General features: G+C 61.9%; 13 protein-coding genes. 4 read left to right on the forward strand and 9 right to left on the reverse strand.

What is annotated here, in order from left to right:
• Positions 1 to 133 precede the first annotated feature (133 nt).
• Positions 134 to 3439 (forward strand): GH36-type glycosyl hydrolase domain-containing protein, encoded by a 3306-nt coding sequence (locus LG047_RS00335; protein WP_227964340.1) that lies wholly within the window; start codon positions 134 to 136, stop codon positions 3437 to 3439.
• Between the two features lie 634 nt (positions 3440 to 4073).
• On the opposite strand, the gene LG047_RS00340 is transcribed toward LG047_RS00335, so the two are convergent.
• Positions 4074 to 4235 carry a hypothetical protein gene (locus LG047_RS00340; RefSeq protein ID WP_192815572.1) on the reverse strand — a complete coding sequence of 54 codons (162 nt, stop codon included), beginning with the start codon at positions 4233 to 4235 and terminating at the stop codon, positions 4074 to 4076.
• 553 nt (positions 4236 to 4788) lie between these two features.
• Here LG047_RS00340 and LG047_RS00345 point away from each other — a divergent pair.
• Positions 4789 to 6549 (forward strand): PepSY-associated TM helix domain-containing protein, encoded by a 1761-nt coding sequence (locus LG047_RS00345; protein ID WP_227964342.1) that lies wholly within the window; start codon positions 4789 to 4791, stop codon positions 6547 to 6549.
• Here LG047_RS00345 and LG047_RS00350 read toward each other — a convergent pair.
• From LG047_RS00350 to LG047_RS00385, 8 genes are all read right to left on the reverse strand, one after another.
• Complete coding sequence (locus LG047_RS00350) at positions 6518 to 7840, reverse strand: APC family permease (protein ID WP_227964344.1); 1323 nt, start codon at positions 7838 to 7840, stop codon at positions 6518 to 6520. The two genes, LG047_RS00345 and LG047_RS00350, sit on opposite strands and share 32 nt — an antisense overlap.
• Positions 7837 to 8508: a class I SAM-dependent methyltransferase gene (locus LG047_RS00355; protein WP_227964346.1), complete on the reverse strand. Its 672-nt coding sequence runs from the start codon at positions 8506 to 8508 to the stop codon at positions 7837 to 7839. The genes LG047_RS00350 and LG047_RS00355 overlap by 4 nt, the downstream gene beginning before the upstream one ends.
• A gap of 130 nt (positions 8509 to 8638) precedes the next feature.
• A complete protein-coding gene (locus LG047_RS00360) occupies positions 8639 to 9406 on the reverse strand; it encodes a class I SAM-dependent methyltransferase (RefSeq protein ID WP_227964349.1) in 768 nt (255 codons plus the stop codon).
• Between the two features lie 28 nt (positions 9407 to 9434).
• The gene (locus tag LG047_RS00365; protein ID WP_227964353.1) at positions 9435 to 11885 is read right to left on the reverse strand and encodes a TonB-dependent receptor domain-containing protein; all 2451 of its coding nucleotides are present in this window, start codon (positions 11883 to 11885) and stop codon (positions 9435 to 9437) included.
• Between the two features lie 94 nt (positions 11886 to 11979).
• The gene (locus tag LG047_RS00370) at positions 11980 to 12363 is read right to left on the reverse strand and encodes a hypothetical protein (RefSeq protein ID WP_227964356.1); all 384 of its coding nucleotides are present in this window, start codon (positions 12361 to 12363) and stop codon (positions 11980 to 11982) included.
• Between the two features lie 305 nt (positions 12364 to 12668).
• The gene (locus LG047_RS00375) at positions 12669 to 13676 is read right to left on the reverse strand and encodes an AraC family transcriptional regulator (RefSeq protein WP_227964360.1); all 1008 of its coding nucleotides are present in this window, start codon (positions 13674 to 13676) and stop codon (positions 12669 to 12671) included.
• 933 nt (positions 13677 to 14609) lie between these two features.
• Positions 14610 to 16343, reverse strand: a complete 1734-nt coding sequence (locus LG047_RS00380; RefSeq protein WP_227964363.1) for a PepSY-associated TM helix domain-containing protein — start codon at positions 16341 to 16343, stop codon at positions 14610 to 14612.
• A 111-nt stretch (positions 16344 to 16454) separates the two neighbouring features.
• Positions 16455 to 16802: a hypothetical protein gene (locus LG047_RS00385; RefSeq protein WP_227964364.1), complete on the reverse strand. Its 348-nt coding sequence runs from the start codon at positions 16800 to 16802 to the stop codon at positions 16455 to 16457.
• A 143-nt stretch (positions 16803 to 16945) separates the two neighbouring features.
• On the opposite strand from LG047_RS00385, the gene LG047_RS00390 reads away from it, so the two are divergent.
• Both LG047_RS00390 and LG047_RS00395 read left to right on the forward strand, forming a co-directional pair.
• Positions 16946 to 17398, forward strand: a complete 453-nt coding sequence (locus LG047_RS00390; protein ID WP_227964367.1) for a DUF2946 family protein — start codon at positions 16946 to 16948, stop codon at positions 17396 to 17398.
• A gap of 77 nt (positions 17399 to 17475) precedes the next feature.
• The gene (locus LG047_RS00395) at positions 17476 to 19830 is read left to right on the forward strand and encodes a TonB-dependent receptor (protein ID WP_227964370.1); all 2355 of its coding nucleotides are present in this window, start codon (positions 17476 to 17478) and stop codon (positions 19828 to 19830) included.
• Positions 19831 to 19879: the final 49 nt, after the last annotated feature.

Below are 19879 nucleotides of genomic sequence, written 5' to 3' on the forward strand. Positions count from 1 at the left end.
CTCTGCGCGATTTTCCCGAGAATCGCTTTATCATGTCGCCAGGCTCGAGCTCGAGGGCGTCCGGTCTCGTATTTTTCTGTCGCCGTAACCGCAATGGTCGTCGGGACAAGAGGCCATTGTCGAAGGACAGGGAATGTTGCAAACGCCAGCAGAAAATATCACGACGCCGCGCATGGACGATCTTGGCCTGTCACGAATCGCCAATAGGGCAGGGGTCTCGATCAGCCTGTTGCCGAACGGCGCGGTCTTCGCGATCGAACATGTGCGGGACAACCGCCGTATCATGATCAACCAGACGCTCGCGTCGCCGATCGCCGATGGGATGGGCGGACTTTATCTGCGAACCGGGGGCGCCGACCCGGTGATCCTCCCCGTCATCGGCCCCAATGCGCGATGCCGTGTCGGCGTGGGGGAGGACCGCTTTGTGTGGGAGGGCGAGCAGAAGGGCTTGCGACATCGCGTCAGCCTGTGGCTGCATCCCGACTTGAACCTGTGGCTATGGCGAGTCGAGGCGCACAACCTGCGAGACCGGGAGATCTCCTCCGACGCCATCTTAATTCAGGATATCGGCCTGGGCGAACCGTCCTTCCTGATGAACAATGAAGCCTATGCGAGCCAATATCTAGATCATTTTGTCGCGACGCATCCGCGAATGAATTTTGTTTTGATGAATCGCCAGAATCTTTGGCAAGCCGGCGCGCATCCCTGGGTCGCCCATGGTTGCCTCGACGGCGCGGAAGGCTACGCAACCGATTTCCGCCAGCTGATGGGGCCTGCCTACCGCGACGCCGACCAGATTGCCTTCAGCTTTGGGACCACGCTCCCTTCCCAGCGTCTGCAATACGAAACAGCTTGCGCTGCGCTGCAATCCGGCCCTGCCGCGCTGGCGCCTGGCGCCGAGGCCGCGTGGACGTTTTTCGGATTCTACACGCCAGACCATCCGGCGGCTTCGAGTGTCGCCGATCTCGCGTTGATCGATATCGCCGAACGCGCCCGTGCGAACTGGAAGCCGTGTAAAGCCGCGTTGTCTCTGCCACTGCGGACTCATTTGCACGACGCCGCGCCGGTCATCGCCCGCAACCTCGATGAGAGTGCGATAGGTGCGCTTTATCCACAACGCACGCATGTCGAGCAGGCGGGCGGCGAGTTTCTGTCGTTCTTTACGCCAGATAAAACCCACAGCAGGCATATCGTCTTGCGCGAAAAAGAGCGACTTGTGGCGCGCCGCCATGGCGCCTTGCTGTTCAGCGGCGCCGAGATGTTGCCGAGTGACGATACCTTGTGCGCCACCTGCTGGATGCACGGCGTTTTCGGCGCGCAACTCACCATCGGCAATACATCTTTTCACAAGCTCTTTTCCGTTTCGCGTGATCCCTACAACATCACGCGGGGAAACGGGTTGCGCATGCTGGTCGAAATCGGGAATCAATGGCGATTGCTGGCTACGCCGTCCGCATTCGAAATGGGCTTATGCGATTGTCGCTGGATATATCAACTCGAGGACCGAACCATTGCGGTCTCCGCGGTTGTCTCCGGCGAAGAGCCTGCGATGCAGTGGCGAATTACCGTCGAGGGCGCCCCCTGTCGCTTGCTTATTTTCGGCCACCTGGTCATCGGCGAGCATGAATTCTCACATGCGGGTAGGATGGAAATCGACGCGACGAAAAATCAGTTCACCTTCCGGCCGGATGTGGATGGCATGTGGGCCCGGCAATATCCGCAGGCGGTCTTCCATCTGGTGACAAGCGCGCCCGAGCAAGTCGAAGCAGTCGGCGGCGACGAATTGCTTTACGTGGACAACAGACGGCGCAGCGGCGCGTATGCAGTGATGCGAACTTGTCCCACGCGCGAATTCGTATTCGCGGTCGTCGGTTCGCTGACGGATGCAAAGCGAGCGGAGTCGTTGGCGGCGAAATATCGCGGGCCAGTCGGCCACGAAGCGATGCTGGCCAAATCCACGCATTACTGGCGCAATGTTACGCGCGGGCTGCGTCTGGAGGGTCCCGCGCCCGATGCCGAGGTCGAGGCGATCAACACGATCTTTCCCTGGTTCGCACACGACGCCATGGCGCATCTCACAGTGCCTCATGGCCTCGAGCAATATTCGGGCGCCGCATGGGGAACGCGCGACGTTTGTCAGGGCCCGATGGAATTGCTCCTGTCACTCGAGCACGACGAGCCTGCCAAGGCGATTCTCCGGATCGTTTTTTCCCAGCAGCACGAAAAGCGGGGCGATTGGCCGCAATGGTTCATGCTGGATCCCTATTCATCGATAAGGGACAGCGAAGCGCATGGGGACGTTATTATCTGGCCTCTGAAGGCCCTGTGCGATTACGTCGAAGCGACCGGGGATTTTGCTTTTCTCGACGAGCGGGTCGCCTGGAGGCGTGGAGATACTTTCGAGAAGACGGCCTATTCAGACTCCGTTGCGACGCATGTGGAAACCCTGATCTCTAAGGTGCGCGAGCGTTTCATCCCTGGCACGCATCTCATCCGCTACGGGAACGGCGACTGGAACGACTCTCTTCAACCTGTCGATCCCGAGAAACGCGACTGGATGGTAAGTAGCTGGACTGTTGCGCTGCTCCATCAGCAATTGCGCCGCTACGCCGAAATCCTGCGGCGGATTGGGCGCAATGAGGCCGCTGATGAGCTTGGGTCCATCGTCGCGGCCATGCGCGAGGATTTCAATCGCTTCCTCATTCGCGACGAGACGCTGGCCGGCTATGCCTTGTTCAAGCCGGACGGCGACATGCCGGCGCTGCTGCTCCATCCGAGCGCCGATGCAATCGGTCCTGGTTACTCGATGCTTCCGATGGTGCAAGCGATAGCTGGAGGAGTCTTCACTCAGGAGCAGGCGCAGCGTCATCTCGACCTTATCAGAAATTACCTGCTGTTTCCCGATGGGGCGCGCCTCATGGACAGGCCGATAGCCTATCACGGCGGCCCTGAAACGACTTTCCGACGAGCGGAATCCGCCGCCTTCTTCGGCCGGGAAATTGGCCTGATGTATACGCATTCACACTTGCGTTATGCGGAAGCCATGAGCATCCTCGGCGATCCCGATGCGCTTTGGGAGGCGCTGCTTGTCGCCAATCCGATCGCCGTCACCGATCGATTGGCTCATGCGTCCTTGCGGCAACGCAACGCCTATTTCAGCAGCAGTGACGCGGCCTTTGCGGATCGGTATCAGGCAAGCGCCGAATGGTCGCGCGTCAGGGCCGGGACTATTTCGGTCGACGGCGGATGGCGTATCTATTCAAGCGGACCGGGTCTTTACACAAATATGCTGGTGCAGCACGCTTTCGGAGTGCGGCGGATTTTCGGAGAGCGTAGCGTGAAACCTTGCCTGCCGACTTCCAAGGAAGGCTTGACTTTAACCGGGCGGATCGCCATGTCGTCGCCTCGTGAATGCATGGTTGAAGCTGCGCCCGGATAGGGCTCACCTGCTCATCGCGTCGGTTCGCAAGCGCGATGGTTCACGCGTTTCGGCGATGAATGAGAGCGCAACAGCCCTAAAGCACGAAGGTTAATCAGAAGAACGCCCCAATCGCTGGAGAGCGTTCAGGAAAAGTATAGGCGGTGTCCCGTTCGAACGCGCGACAAGATAGGAAGCATGAGCAACTTCGGCGAATTCGAATTCGCCGCATTTGCTCTCGTGAAACGATCGCGCGCTCTCGATCGGTTTACCAACAGGGCCGACACCAGCAGCGCCACGGGCCACAAGTGCGCACATAGCCAGGTCTGCACCAGCGTCCCCAACCGCGGCATGCAGCGGCGTCGACAGGACTGAAATTTTGTGTTGCCGAGAGAACGCTTGCTGCGCCGCGCAGCGTTTGCGCCTCTGATTGAGACATGAATGGGCCGAAGCTCAGACTGGCCATGACGACCATGCAAATGAAAATGCGCTTTTGCATGAATGATCTCCTCGAAGACGGCCTCCAACAAGGAACATGCTAGGGCGGCAAATATGAAAAATCCAGCCGCGGCCCGACAAACATGGGAACTCAGCCGCGGGCGAAGCAGCGAATCCTGCATCGCCCGCGCTCGTGAGATTTTCGTTCAGACGTTGTCTACATGAACGATCCCAACACCGCTCCGCCCATACCGCCGATAATGGTGCTCGCGAGCGCCGCCGGGAAGCCTATCGTCGCGCCACCCAATGCTGCGCCGAATGCGGCTCCTATAATCGCAAGCACAACAGTCATTGCGATGTGTTCCTTGTAAGTAACCATCGCGCTACTCCTTGGCTGCATTGTAACCCGCTTCCTTTACGCGCCGAAGCCGGCGCATGCGGGCTTGCCAATTCAACTTCTGGATGGCGCATGGTGTTCCCATGCCATGCAAGATCGTTGGAAAGCCCGGCTGCGTTCAAGGCGCTGCGCGCCAGCGCAGAGATATGTTGCTTAAAGGCGGCTTCATCGCGCCGGTCACATTCGCTCGCCCTGGCGATTTCGGCGCAGGGAACGCGAACCGAGGAAAGGCGCAACTCCGCCGATCGCCGCCGGTAGGGACGATCCGGGGGAAAGTAACCAAAATCCCTTGCCGCAAATGGCGCGTGGCGGTCGACGCAAGACGCGTTCGCCGCGGCGCTATGACGGATGACTTGACCTGCTGGTTGGGTGGCCAAGGGCCTGCATGCCGCCTTGCTTACTCCTTAACCCCGACGTTGCACTTTCGATAGATTCATCCAAGATGCCGGGGGATATCGGGTCAGCGCTGGTTGATGATACGCCCGAGGCGGCGCGTTGGCGGAACGCGGCGAGAAAAGTAGCAGGAGGCCACAATATGTCACTGATCGACCGGTTTTTTCGGCGTGATGAAGGATTCGCTGCGGCAGGCCCGAATTCGGCGGCCGGGGCTGCGGCGACGCGCAGCGGCAGCGTTCGCAAGCGCAAAAGCAATTCCTCGCTCTACAGGTGGGCCTTCGTCATCCACAAATGGGCCGGGTTGATCGGCGCCGCATGGCTCGCCGTGCTCGGGCTGACGGGCTTTTTCCTGAATAACGACGACTGGCGATCGCTGCAGCAGGTGACGACGCCGCACTGGCTGGTCAGCGATTCCGTCAGCATGAACGCCGCGCGAAATGTCGTACGTTATCTCCAGATCGATCCGAATGACGCCACGAGGCGGCTCGCCGCCGGTCCGCGCGGCCTCTGGCGAAGCGACGACGGCGGGGCCAATTGGCGGGCGACACAATTCAAGGACAATGCGCATCCGCAGGTGTTCGCCATCGAGGCCGATCCTGCGCTCGGCTGGAAGCGGCTGTGGATCGGGACCGACATGGGTCTCTTCGCGACGACCGATAGAGGCGAAACGGCGGAGATCGCGGGGCTCGCGGGCGAACGCGTCACGGCTCTCGCGCAAGGCGCGACGCCGAACGAAATGCTTGGCGTCATCGACAAGTCGCGCGTCTTTCGCTTCGACCCGGAGTTGGCGTCGAGGGCCGAAATACTCGATATTGCGCCGCTGCCAGACGAAGCGCGTCCGCTGGGCGTTCGTCTCCATCGCTTCGTCCGCTCGATCCATTTCGGGCGCGGTTTGTTCGAGGAGAAGACGTCGCGGCTCCTCAATGATCTCGGCGGACTTGGGATGCTGATTCTTGCCATGACCGGCCTTCTCTACTGGGGTTTCGGCAAATGGTGGCGCGTGCAGGCGAAGGCGGGCGTTCGCGGCATGTCGCCGGAAGCCAAGCGCGCGACGACAAGCTGGCTATACCGCATTCACGGCGCGACGCTCGGCCTCATCGCCGCTCCCGTCCTCCTTTATCTCGCCCTCACGGGCATCGTGGTCGACCACGATCAGGAGCTCGGCGGGCTGCTGCGCAGCATCAGCACCCCGACCGCGCTGCTGACCCCGGCCTTCCGCCTGAACAGTTGGGATCGCCACATCGATGCGATCGTCGGCTATCCAGACGCGCCGGGAACGTTCTCCGTTGGCAATTTCCTCGGCATGTTCACGACTGCCGACGACGGGAAGACATGGGCGCGCGAGAGCAACGCCGATGGCCAGCCGATCGGCGGCGCCAACCGCATGCGGCGCATCGGCGACAGGGTTGTCATCATGTCGGGCATGGGTTCGACGGCGATCATCCGCGGCGACGACTATGCATTCCATGAGGCTGCGCTGGCGCCTGCCGATCCCGGCATGGGCGAAAGAATGGATCGGGGCTCCGGCCGGGAGCAAGGCGCAGGGTCCGGGGGCATGAGGCCGCAGGGCGCGTCGCCGTCGGCGCGGCCGATGTCGATGAGCATGGGCGCCTTCTCCCGCGGATTTGCGCCCTCTGACGTCACCGCTTTCGAGGGTGGGCTACTATGGCGTACCAGCGCAAAACTCGTCTTCACGAGCCTTGATGGCGCGCGGCTCAAAATGTTTGAGCCGACGAATCCCGACTCGCCCGGCGTCCCGATGTTCATGTGGTTGCGCAGCATCCACACCGGCGCGCTGTTCTGGAGCGAATGGCGCTGGGTGAACGATATCTTCGCGACGTTCGCTCTCTTCCTGATCGGGACCGGGCTTATTCGCTGGTGGCGTCAGAAGTGGATGTAGCGCCAGCGCGAAGACCTCGCGCGTAATGCGAGGCGAGCCCGACAGCGATCAGCAGCAACGCCGCGATCGCCGACCCCGGGCGCATCTTCAGCGCGGTGAAGGAAATCGCCGTCGCTTCGGTAAGAAACAAGGCGCCGGCCGCAACGAGCAGCGGCCGGGGCCGGTGCGCGGCGGCGAATTCCTGACGCAGCCAGCCAATGACCACCATGGCGGCCGAAAGGCTGAGCGTTACGCCCACGAATTCGAGCAGGTTGCGCAAGCTCGCGCTCCACACGACCACAAGACAGAGGGCGCCCTGTGCAAGGATTGCGATGCGCGGATGGTCGCCATGCAGTCGGCCCAGAATTGCTGGCAGTGCGCCATCCTGCGCCATGCGCGCATAGACGCGCGGGCCGCTGAGCAACATGGATGAAGCGGATGTAATGAGCGCCAGCGCGATGAGTGCGCTGAGCGCCTGTTCGGCGGTCGCGCCACCGAGCGCGCGCGCCGCGACGGCGCCCGAATCGGCGACGCCGCGCAATTCGTCGAGCGGCGCGCCATAGAGAATGACGGCGCTGACGCCAAGATAAAGGGCGATCACCGCCGCTGCGCCAGCGTAAAGCGCGCGCCGCACCGTCGCCCCAGTTCCTTCGACCTCGCCCGTGACATAGACCGCCGCGTTCCACCCGGAATAGGCATAGGAGATCCAGACCAGCGAACCGCCAAAGGCGATCCACGAGAATGGCTCCGCAGGCGCCGATGGCGCAGCCGCGACCGCCCTCATCAAGGGCGCGGCGCCGAATCCGATGAAGGCGAGAATGGCCGAGACCTTGATGGCGACAGCGATGTTCTGAAAGCGCACGCCCGTCGCCGGCGCGCCCGCGTGCAGGACAACAAGCCCGATAATCAGCGTGCTTGCGAACCATGGCGCGCCGGGCGTAAAGCCGCCAACGCGCGCGGCGTAAAGCTCCGCGCCGAGCGCTGCGGCGGCGATGGGCGAGGTGAATCCCGCGACGAGCGAGATCCACCCGGCCGCAGTCCCGAGCGCAGGATGCAGTGTCTGGCGAAGAAAAGCGTATTCTCCTCCCGACTGAGGATAGCGCGCGGCGAGATCAGCATAGATGGCGACCCCGCACAGCGCGTAGAGTCCCCCGACCAGCCAGGCCGCCATGACATAGGACGGCGCTCCGAGATCGGCGAGCGCGAAGCCGGATGTGGTGAACACCCCCGTCCCGATCGTATTGGCGACGACAAGCGCGACCGCGCCTCGAAAGTCGAGCAACCGCGCGCGAGGCGCGGGTTCATGCGTCATTGCACGCTCTTCCTGAAGATCGCGAAGAACTGGCGAGGGAGGAAGTCCGGCGCCTCGACGAGCGTGAAGCCGGCTTTCTGCATGATCTCCACGCATTTTTCGAACGATGGACGACGATCCTTCGGCGGGCCCATCTGCTCGTCCGGTTGGGCCAGGATGAGGGCCACACGGCCTTCCGGCTTCAGCTGACTCTTGAGCTTCGTGTAATAGGCGGCGGCGTCCGAGAACTGACCATAGGCGTTGACGAACAGCGCGAGGTCAAGCAGCTCGGGGAATTTCGGATCGGCGATCGTCACCGGCGTGGCGATCATATTGGCGAGGCTTTCGCGCTTCGCCCGCTCGGCCAGAAACTCGACCATTTTGGGCTCGGCGTCGGCCGCGAAAATCCTGGCCTCCGGCAGACGGCGCGCGAAACGCACGCTGAAATAGCCGGTGCCGGCGCCGATATCGGCGACGCGCGCGTTCGCCGGCAGTTTGAAGGCGTCGATGACCTGATCCGGCTTTTGCCAAGCGTCGCGTTCCGGCTTGTCGAGCGCCGCCGACCATTTCGCCGTGTCCTTGAAATCGCGCGCCGGGACCCATGGCGGGGACTCGGTCTGCGCCTGTGTCGCAGAGGCGAGCAGGTTCGAGCCAAGCGCGAGGAGGATCGTTCTGCGATGAAGTTTCATGGAGCGATGCTCCTTGCCTAGGCGCCGGCCGGCGGCTGGAGTTCGGGTTAGGCGGGATGCTTGGGCAACTGCGCGCCGACAGCGCTTCTGAAGCTCAGCGGAGCGCTGTCGGGCGAGGCGACGGGTCTGGTTACGCGCCGCTTTTCTTGAAGACCGCGAGATATTGCCGCGGCAGGAAATCCTGCGTCTCGATGAGCGAGTAGCCTGCGGATTTCAGCTCCTCGGTCGCCTTTTCGATCGAGACGCGATGCTCCTTCGGCGGGCCATCCGTATTTTCCATGCGGAAGTCGATGATCACCAGCTTTCCGCCGGGCTTCAGCGAGCTTTGCAGCTTTTTGAAGTAATCGACGCGATTGCCGATATGATGGTAGGCGTCAACGAGAAGGATGACATCGACGGGCTCGGACAAATTGGCGCTCTCCGGCGAGGCCTGCACCGGGACGATGTTGGCGAGGCCCTCCTTCTTGGCGCGTTCGCCGAGGTAGCGCACCATGTCCTTCTCGATATCCGCCGAGAAGACCTTGCCCTGCGGCACACGCTTGGCGATGCGCACGCTGAAATAGCCCGTGCCGGCCCCGATGTCGGCGACCGACGCGTTCGGGGCAAGCTTCAGCGCGTCAAGCACCTGATCCGGCTTCTGCCAGGCATCGCGGTCGGGCTTGTCGAATTGCTTTGCCCATTTCTCAGCGTCCTCGAAACGGTGATGATAGCCGCCGTCGCCCATCGCCTTGTGGTCGCCCATCTTTTGGTCGCCCATCGCGCCGTGATCCATGCCGCCGTGGTTCATGCCGCCGTGGTCCATTTTTTTCTCGGACGGCGCCTCGGCGGGCGCTTGGGCGAGGGCCGCGCCGCCACCCAGCATCAGGGCGAGGGACAGGCCAGAGATTGTTTTTTTCATTCGCGTTTCCTCCGAGATGCGAAAACTTTCAGAACTTGATCTTCATGCCCGCAACGATCGCGCGCGGCTGACCGGGCATGACATTGCCGTCAGTCACGCGAAGCGCGCCCGGCGTAATGAAGCCATTGGTGACGGTGTCGTTGATGGCGTAAGAGGCTGCGGCGTAGGGTGTATCGATGAGGTTGCGCCCTTCCACATAAGCGCTGAAGCTCTTCGCCCAACCATATCCCGAATCGCTATTGTAGTGCAGGTTGACATTGACGAGGCCGTAACCCGGCGACCAGATCGTGTTGTAGTTATTCAGCGCATGCGCCGAACGGAAAACGTATTCCACATAGGCGCCAAGTCCCTTCATCTGTCCAAACGGGATGTCATAGCCCGCCCGCGCCGTGAGGGTGTGCGCCGGAACGTTGGGAATGCGCTTGCCCGAGCGGTCGAAGACATAGCCGCCGGTCAACGAGTCCTGGAAGTTCGTGAAGAAGTGGCTGTAATAGGTGTGCGCCGCAAAGAAACGCCATCCCTCGATCGGCCGCCAGTCGATCGCCGTTTCGACGCCGCGGTGAATGGAGGCGGGTATGTTCGTCACATAGGTCTGCAGCTGCGGGGCTGGACCAACCTGCGAGAAGGTTTCGTTCCTGTACCATTCGTTGTAAGCGGTGACGTTGGCCGTCAGCGTCTCGTTCGGCGTCCATTCGACCGAGCCATCGACGCCCATATTGGTCTGCGCCTTCAGGCCGGTGTTCGGCCCGGCGCCGGTTGGCGTATTGGTCAGGCTGTCGAAGGGCGGCGTGCCGTAACCCACGGCATAGCGGGCGCGGAACTGCCACTCGGGGCTGTAGCGCCAGGTGAGAGAGGCCTCTGGCGCTGTGTTCCAATATTCGTTGTCGACGGCGAACATGGAAGGCGTCTGCCACAGTCCCGCGACCGTGTAGCGGTTGACGCGAATGTCGCCGAAGACGCGGTTCCAGTTCGAGCTGAACCCGACGACGCCGGTAAGACCGCGCCCTAACTCGATTTCCTGGCGCGCGCGCAAGGTGAGGTTGCGGGTATGGGCGTCGACTTGGCCCGCCCAGGCGCCGCGCGCGCCGTAATACCAGACGTTGGGCACGCGGGCGTGCTGAATGTCCGACTGTTTGCTCTCGTTATAGATGAAGCCGAGATAGCTCAGCGAGGGCATGCCGAAGATCGCGCCATGATGAGAGAGGTCGAGGCGCGCATCCCAATTGTTCGTGCCGCCCATGAGATCGACCGGCGCTCCATAATTGCCGGCTGGCGGCGGCTGGCCTCCTGCGAGAATCTCGCGCAGATTGAACGTGCCCTGCGCCAGCAATGTCGTTCCCTGGCCGAAGTCGTGCTCATAGCGCGCGCCGGCGATGTGCTGCTGCGTGTGGCCGTGGATGCCGAGCGACTCATAACTCTGCGCCCGCAATCCGTTGGGGTTGTTCGGCTGGTTCGGTATGCCCCAGATCCCGTTAAGCGGCGCAGTGCGACCGACGCAGAAGGGGCTGCTCAGGAACGCCGCGATGGGGCAGCCGTAGCCATACTGATAGGGGTTTGTGTAGAACTGGAGCAACGAGAACGGACCATTCTGGTTCCCGAAGCTGTTGTTGAACATATACTTGAATGTGACGCGATCCGTGGCTGTCGGCGCCCACCGGGCGAGGAGATTGACGGTCTGCGCTTCCGTGTTCTGATGCGGAATATAGCCATCGGTCCGGTTGTCCGAGGCAAAGAGCGATACGTCGAATTCGCCATAGGCCGGACTCACGACGCGCTTGCCGGCGCGCACGAAATTCTTGACGTAGCCGAAACTGCCGCCTTCCGAGCCGGTTTCAACGCCGTCGAGCTGCGCGCCGGTATAGGATTTGAAGTCGATGCCGCCGAAAACGGCGAAATTGCCGAGCAGGGCGGAGGACGGGCCGCGATAGACCTCCACACCGCCGAAAGCGTAAGGATCCAGCGCGGAGGTACGGGTGAAGCCGTCAGCGGAGGTGATGGGGAAGCCATCCGACAGGACAACAATGTCGCGTAGCGCGAAGTTGCGTCCGACCGCGCGTGCGTTGGGGTTGTTGGCGGAGCCGCGGATCGAGATGATCGCTTCGCCGCCCTGACCGAGCGCAGTCACCGTAACGCCCGGCGAGAAGCGCAAGAGATCACCGAGGCCCGCCTGCGGCGATTGGTCGATATATTTTATGAAGGGCGTATTGAGGGTCGTGACAGCCTGTCCCGTCGGCTGGTCGAAGACCGTCGCGCGCAGGATCGGGCTTGTCGGTTGCGACGACGCGGCGACTGGCGCCCCTTGCGAGGGCGCGCCTCGGGCCTGAACCGGCCCTCGTGTCGGGGTGAGCGAGGGCGAGGACGGCCGCGCCCGCGCGCCGCCGACGTCGATCGTCGGCAGTGTTTGTTGAGCGAGAGCGTGTGAAGAACAAAAAGCGATTGTTGCGAGGCAGACACCTCGCATGAGCGTGGCGCGTGACATGATTTCTCTCCTGGCGCGGCAGGTTCCGCGCATCGCGACTTTTGTTGGCGCGGGTCGGGCCGCGCGACGCGCGACACGACGATTCCGTCGACTTTCAGGAGAGGATGGGCGGCGCGCGCGGCTGAGCGACGCTGATTGCACGCCCCTTGATTGGCGGCTGCGTTTCGCTGGAGAGGTTTGGAGTCCCCGAAATATCTCGCCCGGGGAAAAGGAGCGGGATGAGGGCGGCGACGATGAAGACCGGATCCATCGTGGAATGGCGCCCGCTCGGTGCGCAGAACGCGCAGCAGTCCGGATGGAGCGCGTTTGACCCGTCGTCCGGCGCCGTCGAAGCGTGATCGCAATAGGCGAAAGACGCGTCGGCATCGCTATACATGCGCGCCGAAGAGTTATTGTCTGCGACTCCGACGCCGAGCCCGCGAATGAGCAGCATCCCTGCAAGCGCACAGGCGAGAAGTGTGCGCCAATGTAAGCTCATTTGCCTGTGACTTCTTATCATGACTTAGCAATAGGGCTGCGCAAAAATACGATCAACTCTCGTTCGGCAAAGGAATAGACGCTTTCGGCAAGCTGAGAAGTTCAACCCTTGCTGTTGCAAAAATGTCGCGGGTCTCCGTGCGCGCTAGAGCTTTTCCCGATCCGATTGCATCGGATCGGGGCCCCGGCTTCTTGTTTCGACGCGGTTTCTGGCGCCCAACCGGTTTCCCCTTAGGCGGAAAGCGCTCCAACCGCGCGGAGCAAGCTGCAGTTGATCGCTGTCAATGGTTGGTGGTCTTCTCGATTCTACTCCACCCTCCGAGCGTGATTGATCGTCGCCTTGGGCGTCTCTCCGAACATTTCCCGATAAAATGCTGTAAACCGCGACGCCGATGAAAATCCGAGCTGAAAAGCCAGATCTGCGACGCTCAATTCGGCGGAGCCACGCGTAAGCATTTGTCGCGCGACGCGTAATCTCTCCCGCTTCTGCCATTCCATCGGCGCGCAGCCAAATCTTCGGTTGAAAGCTGTTTGAAGACTGCGGCGCGACATGCCGGTCATCCGCTCCATGTCTGTCATCGTGAAACGCTGGTGGAGCCGGCTTTTGATCGCGTCGCAGACTTCGTCGATCACACCCTTCGCAGGCGCTAGCAGCCTTTCTTCGAAGGCTTCCTTGATGAGGAGTTGAGGTTCGAGGCAGAGCGCCAGCTGCCGATAAAAGAGATCATCGAAGCGGATCAGTTCCAGCAATTTCTCGCTGCAGTCATAACTGTCGATCGCCGAGCAGAAGGAGCGAAAAGTAAACGCAAGATCAAGTGGTCCATATCGCAAGTCGACGACCCGAAACTCGTCCAGGTTCCCGGCGGCCGTAGCGGACGCCGGTCGTCCGCACATCGCGTCTACAGTGCTTTCGAGACGCGCGCGATCGAACCGGGCAATGACGATGGATCGGTCATCCGACCGGCCGACGCGGCGGCCGCTTCTGGGGATCAGGACCCCCGTCTCATTCGGCCGCCAGGAATATCTGCGGCCATCCACCTCAGTGAAGCAATCGCCACGGAACGAAAAGATGAAATAGAGATCGTCTGACGCCTCCATCTCGGCAGACAAGGGCGTGCACGCGTTTGCGCAAAGGCCGAGCCCGTTTATCGACAGGTTGACCGTCTTGCTTTGAAAGCGGCGATTCACGCCCGTCGAGTGGAACGACCTGAGCGCGGTCACTGTTTCGGCGGCCTGGCTCGCGGCCAGGCTGATATCGCCAGTGCGGGTTGCGATAGCCTCGCCGAAGGCGAGGGGTGGAAGGGCGATACTCATCGAATGGCCTCGAGATCGACAAACCGGGAGACAATTTCCGCCCGTTCGAGAAGGTCTGAATAGACAGGAAACGCGATGATCACGTCTATCGAATTGCCGCCGCAAGAGGGGATAATGAACATCGGATCGGTCGCCGTAAAATGTTTTTTTCGAGAGATCGAGAGGAGACCCGCCGCCCCGGGCCGCTCTCCACCCGAACCGGGTTGCAGCTACGGACAAACGTCATCTGCATCGTGAGGAGTGAACCGCGCCGGGACTGACTTCGGCGCATCCGGCGCCGACTTCTCCATGCGCGATTTCAGGTCGCCCATGAAATTGAACATTTCGGCCGCATGATAGCGCCGGTCGACTGCGGCCTGAAAATCTCCGCCCGCCGGATTGGGAAACGAAAGAAGGTTGCTCGACGTCGGGAGTCAGTCGCCCGCGAGAACATGTTGGCGCCACTGGAAGGGCGAGCCATCCTATCCGCGCGGAAAAAATCTTCGTTGGCGGGATCATTGGCGGCGCGAACCGCGTCGACGCACTCATTTGTCGGGGATTGGTCGATCGCGCCAATGGCTTTCTCCTTCCGGGATCAGGATGGATCAGCAGTTCCCAGGAAAGCGATCGGAGGCCTTTGCCTCTCAATTGATCCCGAGCGGCCACGCAAGTCCGAACTTTCAAACCCTGCAGGGGAATAATCAGCCGATCCTTCTCGTCGGCGCGGCTCGCGCCGGCCGCAGGTGCGCTGAGCGACAGTAGGGGAAGAAAGCGTTTCATCATGCCCTTCTTTGTCTGCAGGCGGAAGACTTGCGCCTGGCGTGACGTCAGTCGCAAGGCGTGACTTGGGAATTCACGAGCACAAAGCCGTCTGACGTTACGCCAGGCGGCCGTGAGCGATGGCTGACGAAAAGGGGGCGCCTCGTCATCGGCCACGGCGAAAGCGGGAAAGCCTTACGCCCATTTTCTCCGCCACCAGCGGATGAGGCCGGTGCAGGTCAGGAACACGACGCCGATCGCGAAGATGTCGTTGATCCATTTCCATTCCGACCAGAAGAGCGTTCCCATATGGAGACGGAGGATCCAGTTGAACCAGGGGACGCCTTCGTCGTTCGGCTGGTTGATCTCGAAGGATTCGAGCGAACGGCCTTCCGCGTCGGTCACGAAGAATTTGTTGGAGCTCTTCCAGAGCAGCTTGTCGCCCATTTGCGTCACGTCGGTCGGCATGAACATGCCTTCCATGCCGCCCATGCCCAATTTTTTCTTGTGATCCATGCCCTCTGGCGGCGCGGGCGGGCGCGCGCCCATGCCGGGGCCGCCGACGCCGAGCATGCGCGACTTCTCCGGCGCGGCGATGATTTCCTGCACGCGGTCGTCGGGACGGATCGTGGACGGCCCCGCCATGCCGTTGGCGACCAACACCTTGTCTCCGAGGCGGCGCAGCTTCGTCGCGGCGACGATCGGCTGGCCTTTGGCGTCCTCCTCCCGCGCGAAGGTTTCGCCGCCGTCCGCGGTCGTGAACATGCCGATGCGGCTGCCGATCGTGAACACGCCCGGCGCGTCGGGATAGGCGACGATCGACTCGATCCATCCGTCCCAGGATGTCATGCCGAAAGCGGGCGTTAGATAGGCCTGCGGCACCTGAACCATGCGCATCCACATCAGCAATTCGCGCCCGTGACCGAGCAATACGCCGGTGACGGAAAGATAGAGAAGCATGACTGCGGAGACGAGGCCGATCGTCGGGCTGTGCATGTTGAACAGCCATTTGATCGTCGTCTTCTTCGTCGCCTTCGATGTGCGTTCTGCGCTTTTCCCTTGCGCTTTCCAGTATTTCGGCAGCGCCCAGTAAAGCAGGCCGGTGATCGACAGAACGAGCATGCCGAGGCCGCCGATGTCATTCATGACGAGAGAGGTCAGCGGACCGAAGAAGGCGCGGCCGAAATGCAGATCGTGAACGAAATGGATGAGGTCGACCTGTGGCGGGCGTGTCTTCTTGTCGAGCGGCGCCAAGGCGACTTCCTCGGTCTTTTGGTCAGCGGTCGAATAACGCAGCACCCTGGATCGGTCGATCACGGCGAAGAGATGATCCGGGCGGTCGCTCGCCGCGATCGAGGTGACATGCTCACCCCGGAGGCCGGCCTGAGCGGCCGTGGCGCCTTTGTCCAGCGAGCGATAGACGCCGTTGTCGGTCGCAAACCAGAGCCTGCCCCAGCCGAGGGTCGGATCGGGCGTGACCGCGTAGACCTGCGGATGGTCGCCGTCCGAAAAAGCGGTCGCGCTCCAATTGGCGCCGGCGTCGTGCGAGAACCACAAGCCGCGCGGCCCGCCCGAGACGCGGTCCATCGGCGAGGAGGGATCGATCTGGTGTAAGCGCACGACGTTCCGCGAAGCAAATTCTTTCAGATCGGCGGGCGTCAGCAATGCGGGCGCCTTGGCCTGTTGCATCCAGCGCCATTCATCGTGATCCATCAAAAAGCCGGTCACGCCCAGAACGGCGAGCCACGCGAAGCCTGCGAGCCCCGCCCATTTGTGAATGATGAAAGACCATCGATAGAGCTTCGATCCGCCAGGCGCCGCCTTTCGGGCAGGCTCTGCGGGAATGTTCTTTGCAGAAGGATCGACTTTGACGTCTTTTGACAGACCATCGGCGGCGCGCCGGCGAAAAACCGTGTCCATGAAAGCCATGACATTGGCCCTTTCAGCATAACCATTGGCGCGCCCTGAAGCGCGCCTTCTGACATTGCGAAGCCGTCCCCACGCAAAATCGGGGAGGTGGCTTCGGCGATGTAAGGAAGGTCAGATGAGGGGTGTGGGCGGCGCGCGGGAGCGCAGGTCGTCGGGCGAGGCGTCCGCCACGCGGCCGAATTGCTGGAGGAAGCAAAGGCGCGTAGCGATCTCGCGCTGGATCACCGTGATGGCGGGCGACGGCGCGGGAAGGTCGACGCCATGAGTGATTTGGCAGGCGTCACAACAAGTCGACGCTCCGTTGCGCTCTCCATCCGGCGATTCGTGGCTCGCGCAAAGAGTCGCCGCGCTGTCGCCGGCCCCAATGCCGGCGGATGATTCAGCGTGACCGGGGGAGGCTACGATAACGGCGATCAGGAGCGTCGCAAGCGCGTAAAGCGCTGCAAAGCCAAGCCTCAAGCTCCTGTGAACGCCGCCATTCATATCGCTAAGGTAGAGTTGTGTCCGTGATATTGTCAACTTCGGGCAGTTCACAACTGTGACGCATGCGCAACAGGCATTGAAAATTTTCGAGCGCTTTTCGATTTCCGCATGGCGTGAACTTGACTATTTTGTCGACAATCTGGCACTCGATCGTCATGCGGCAGATCATCAAGAATCGAGCTAAAGTTACGCGCGGGGCGCTTCTGGCCCTCGCGTGTGCGGCGTCGCTCGTATTCCAGGCGATGCTCTCGCCGCTGGTCGCTCCGGGGACGTCCTCGCAAAATACGGAAACTGTCGCGGCGGCGGCGATGTTCCTCGCGAGCCCGTTCTGCCATGACGACGCCGGGAACCCATCGGGGAAAGCCGGTCATTCGCAGCACGATTGCTGCCTTCTTTGTCAGGGGCAATCGCGAGACGCCATGGTCGTCCTCGCTTTCGTCCTTGCGACGCTGACCCTCGATCCCGCGCGCGAGGCCCGGGAACCGGCCTACGCCAACTACGATGACGCGTCGCCACGCCTGATCGGCTGGGCGAGCAGTTGGTCGTCCCGCGCGCCTCCTTTCTTCTCCTGACAGCGTGACTGCGGCGCCTCGCGCGCCGCGCCGATAATCCCGCACGCGCGGCCCTGACAAGCCGCAGGAGAATTCCCATGACCTTACCGCGTTTTCTGCGCGGCGGCGCGTCCGTCGTCGCCCTTCTTTGCGCCTTCGATTCCATCGCTTACGCCCAGCAGGCGCTGCCGACCATCAGCATCGGTCCGGCGCGTCCGGGTCTTTCTCGCACACCCTCGGCCGGTCATAGCGGGGGCTCCGGAACGCACGGATCGGGGCCGTCTTCCGCGTCCGCCCAGCCGGTGCAGGAAAAGGAGATTATCGTCGAGACCGCGACGCGCACACAAAAGAAGGTGAGCGAAGCGCCCGGCGATCTTACTGTCTTCAGCGAGAATTACATCCAGCGCCGCGACGCTCCGCGCATTGGCGCCATTCTGCGCGACGCGCCGGGTATTTATTCCTGGGGCGCGAGCCTCGGCTATACGGCGCCCTCGGCGAACCGCGCGAGCCGCTTCTCGTTCCGCGGCATTTCAGGCACGCAGCGTACGCTGTTCCTGATGGACGACCAGATCATGAACGACCCGATGTTCGGGACGTTCAACTTTTCCCAATATTTCATGGACGACATCGAGCGCATCGAGACGCTCCCCGGCGCGTCATCGGCGCTTTATGGCGCGAACGCCTATGGCGGCGTTGTTCGCGCCTTCAGCAAGATTCCCGAGAAACGCGAAATCATCGCCCGCGGCGAAACGTCGTTCGGCGAGTTCTCGCGACAGGCTGGCGACGTCATCTATCGTGACCGGCTCGCAAACGGAGTCGGCTGGAGCGCCGGCGGCCGTTGGGAGGGCAGCGAGGGATTCCGCGACAACATCATTCAGCGCACGCTCGTTCCGCCTTTTGTCGCTGGCGCGGTTCCGACGGTAACAGCGCAGGGGCAGCCGATCTGGAGCCTCGGCGAGCAGGGCCAGGCCAAATGGCGATCCGTGAACGCCCATCTCAAGCTTTATTACGACTATGATCAGGCGACGAAATTCGGCGCGGGCGTCACCTATTTCCTCAACAACTCGATGCAGGGACTTTTCGAGAGCTATGCGCCTCTGTCGAGCTATCTGCGCTACAACGCGTCCGTCGCGCCGCAAAACCGCCTGACCCCCGCGGCCGTGCTCGGCGCCGGCCTCGCCTATGAATCGACGCTGACGAGCTATTTCTTCGCGAAGCACAAGATCTCCGAAGACTCGGAAATCAAGCTCAACGTCAACAACATGGCGCGCGTCTACCGCTTCACGACGCCCTCCGTCGCGCCCAATTCCAACGCTTGGGCGCTCGGCGGCGCGGGCGTCTACAACAACTATCCGCAGAATTTGCTCAGCGCGAACGTTCAATACACCTTCTCGCCGAAGTTCATCCCCTTCTTCGCGCATCATGTCACGACGGGTGTGGGCGTCGACCGGGGCACGGCGGCCTTTCAGGCGTTCAACGTCAACAACTGGACGAACTTCGGCTCGTCGACGGCGTTCACCAGCAGCATGCAGGCCGAGTCACGTTTCGTCTGGGGCTTCGCGCAGGACGAGATCAAGGTGACGCCCTGGCTCACCGCCTATCTCGGCGGTCGCGTCGACTGGTGGCATACGAGCGGCGTGCGCTCCGGCGCGGGCTTCTACGATAACTTCAGCGGTCAGGACGTGGTGAACTTCAATCCGAAAGTCTCGCTCGTAGCCAATATGCCCTGGGAAGACGGCGTTCTGCGCGCGTCGGCGGGGCGCGCCTTCCGCGCGCCGGTGCTCAATGCGCTCTATGTCGACAGCACGCGCGGCAACGTGCGTTCCTTCTCCAATCCCAATCTGAAGCCGGAGACGGCGATTTCCTGGGAAGTCGGCTACGAGCAATATTTCAAGCAGACGGGAACTTTCGCAAAGGCGACTTTCTTCGAAAGCTGGCTCTCCGACTATAATTCCGTGAAGCGCCTGCCAGCGCCCACCATCATTCAGACATGGTCGACGACGGTGAATTCGGGCGAGGCGCTCGTGCGCGGCTTCGAGATCACCGGTTCGCAGACGCTCACCGACTGGCTGACCGCTTACGTGACTTACACTAATGTCTTCGACGCCTTGACGCTGGAGGCGCCCGACCAGCCCGACACGGTCGGTAAACGCCTTCAAAACGCGCCACGCTATCTTTTCAACGCGTCGCTAGAGGCGAACTATCAGGATTGGACCGGCACGCTCACCGGGCGCTACACGGCGGACAGTTTCGATCTCGCGACCAACGCGGACTTCGTGCGCGGGGTCTACGGCAGCTTCGACCGCTTCTGGCAGCTCGACGCGCGCGTCTCCTGGAAACCGACGCAATACACCGAGCTCTATGTGGCGGGGAACAACATGCTCGGCCGCTACTATCAGTTCACAGTCAATCCGGGCGCCTATTTCACGGCGGGGCTGAAGTTGACCTACTGAGCGGCTGCGCTAGCCTGAAGCCAGACAAAGTGCGGCGGTATTGAGGAGG

This window comes from Methylocystis sp. WRRC1, assembly GCF_020733155.1.
Taxonomy (GTDB): Bacteria; Pseudomonadota; Alphaproteobacteria; order Rhizobiales; family Beijerinckiaceae; genus Methylocystis.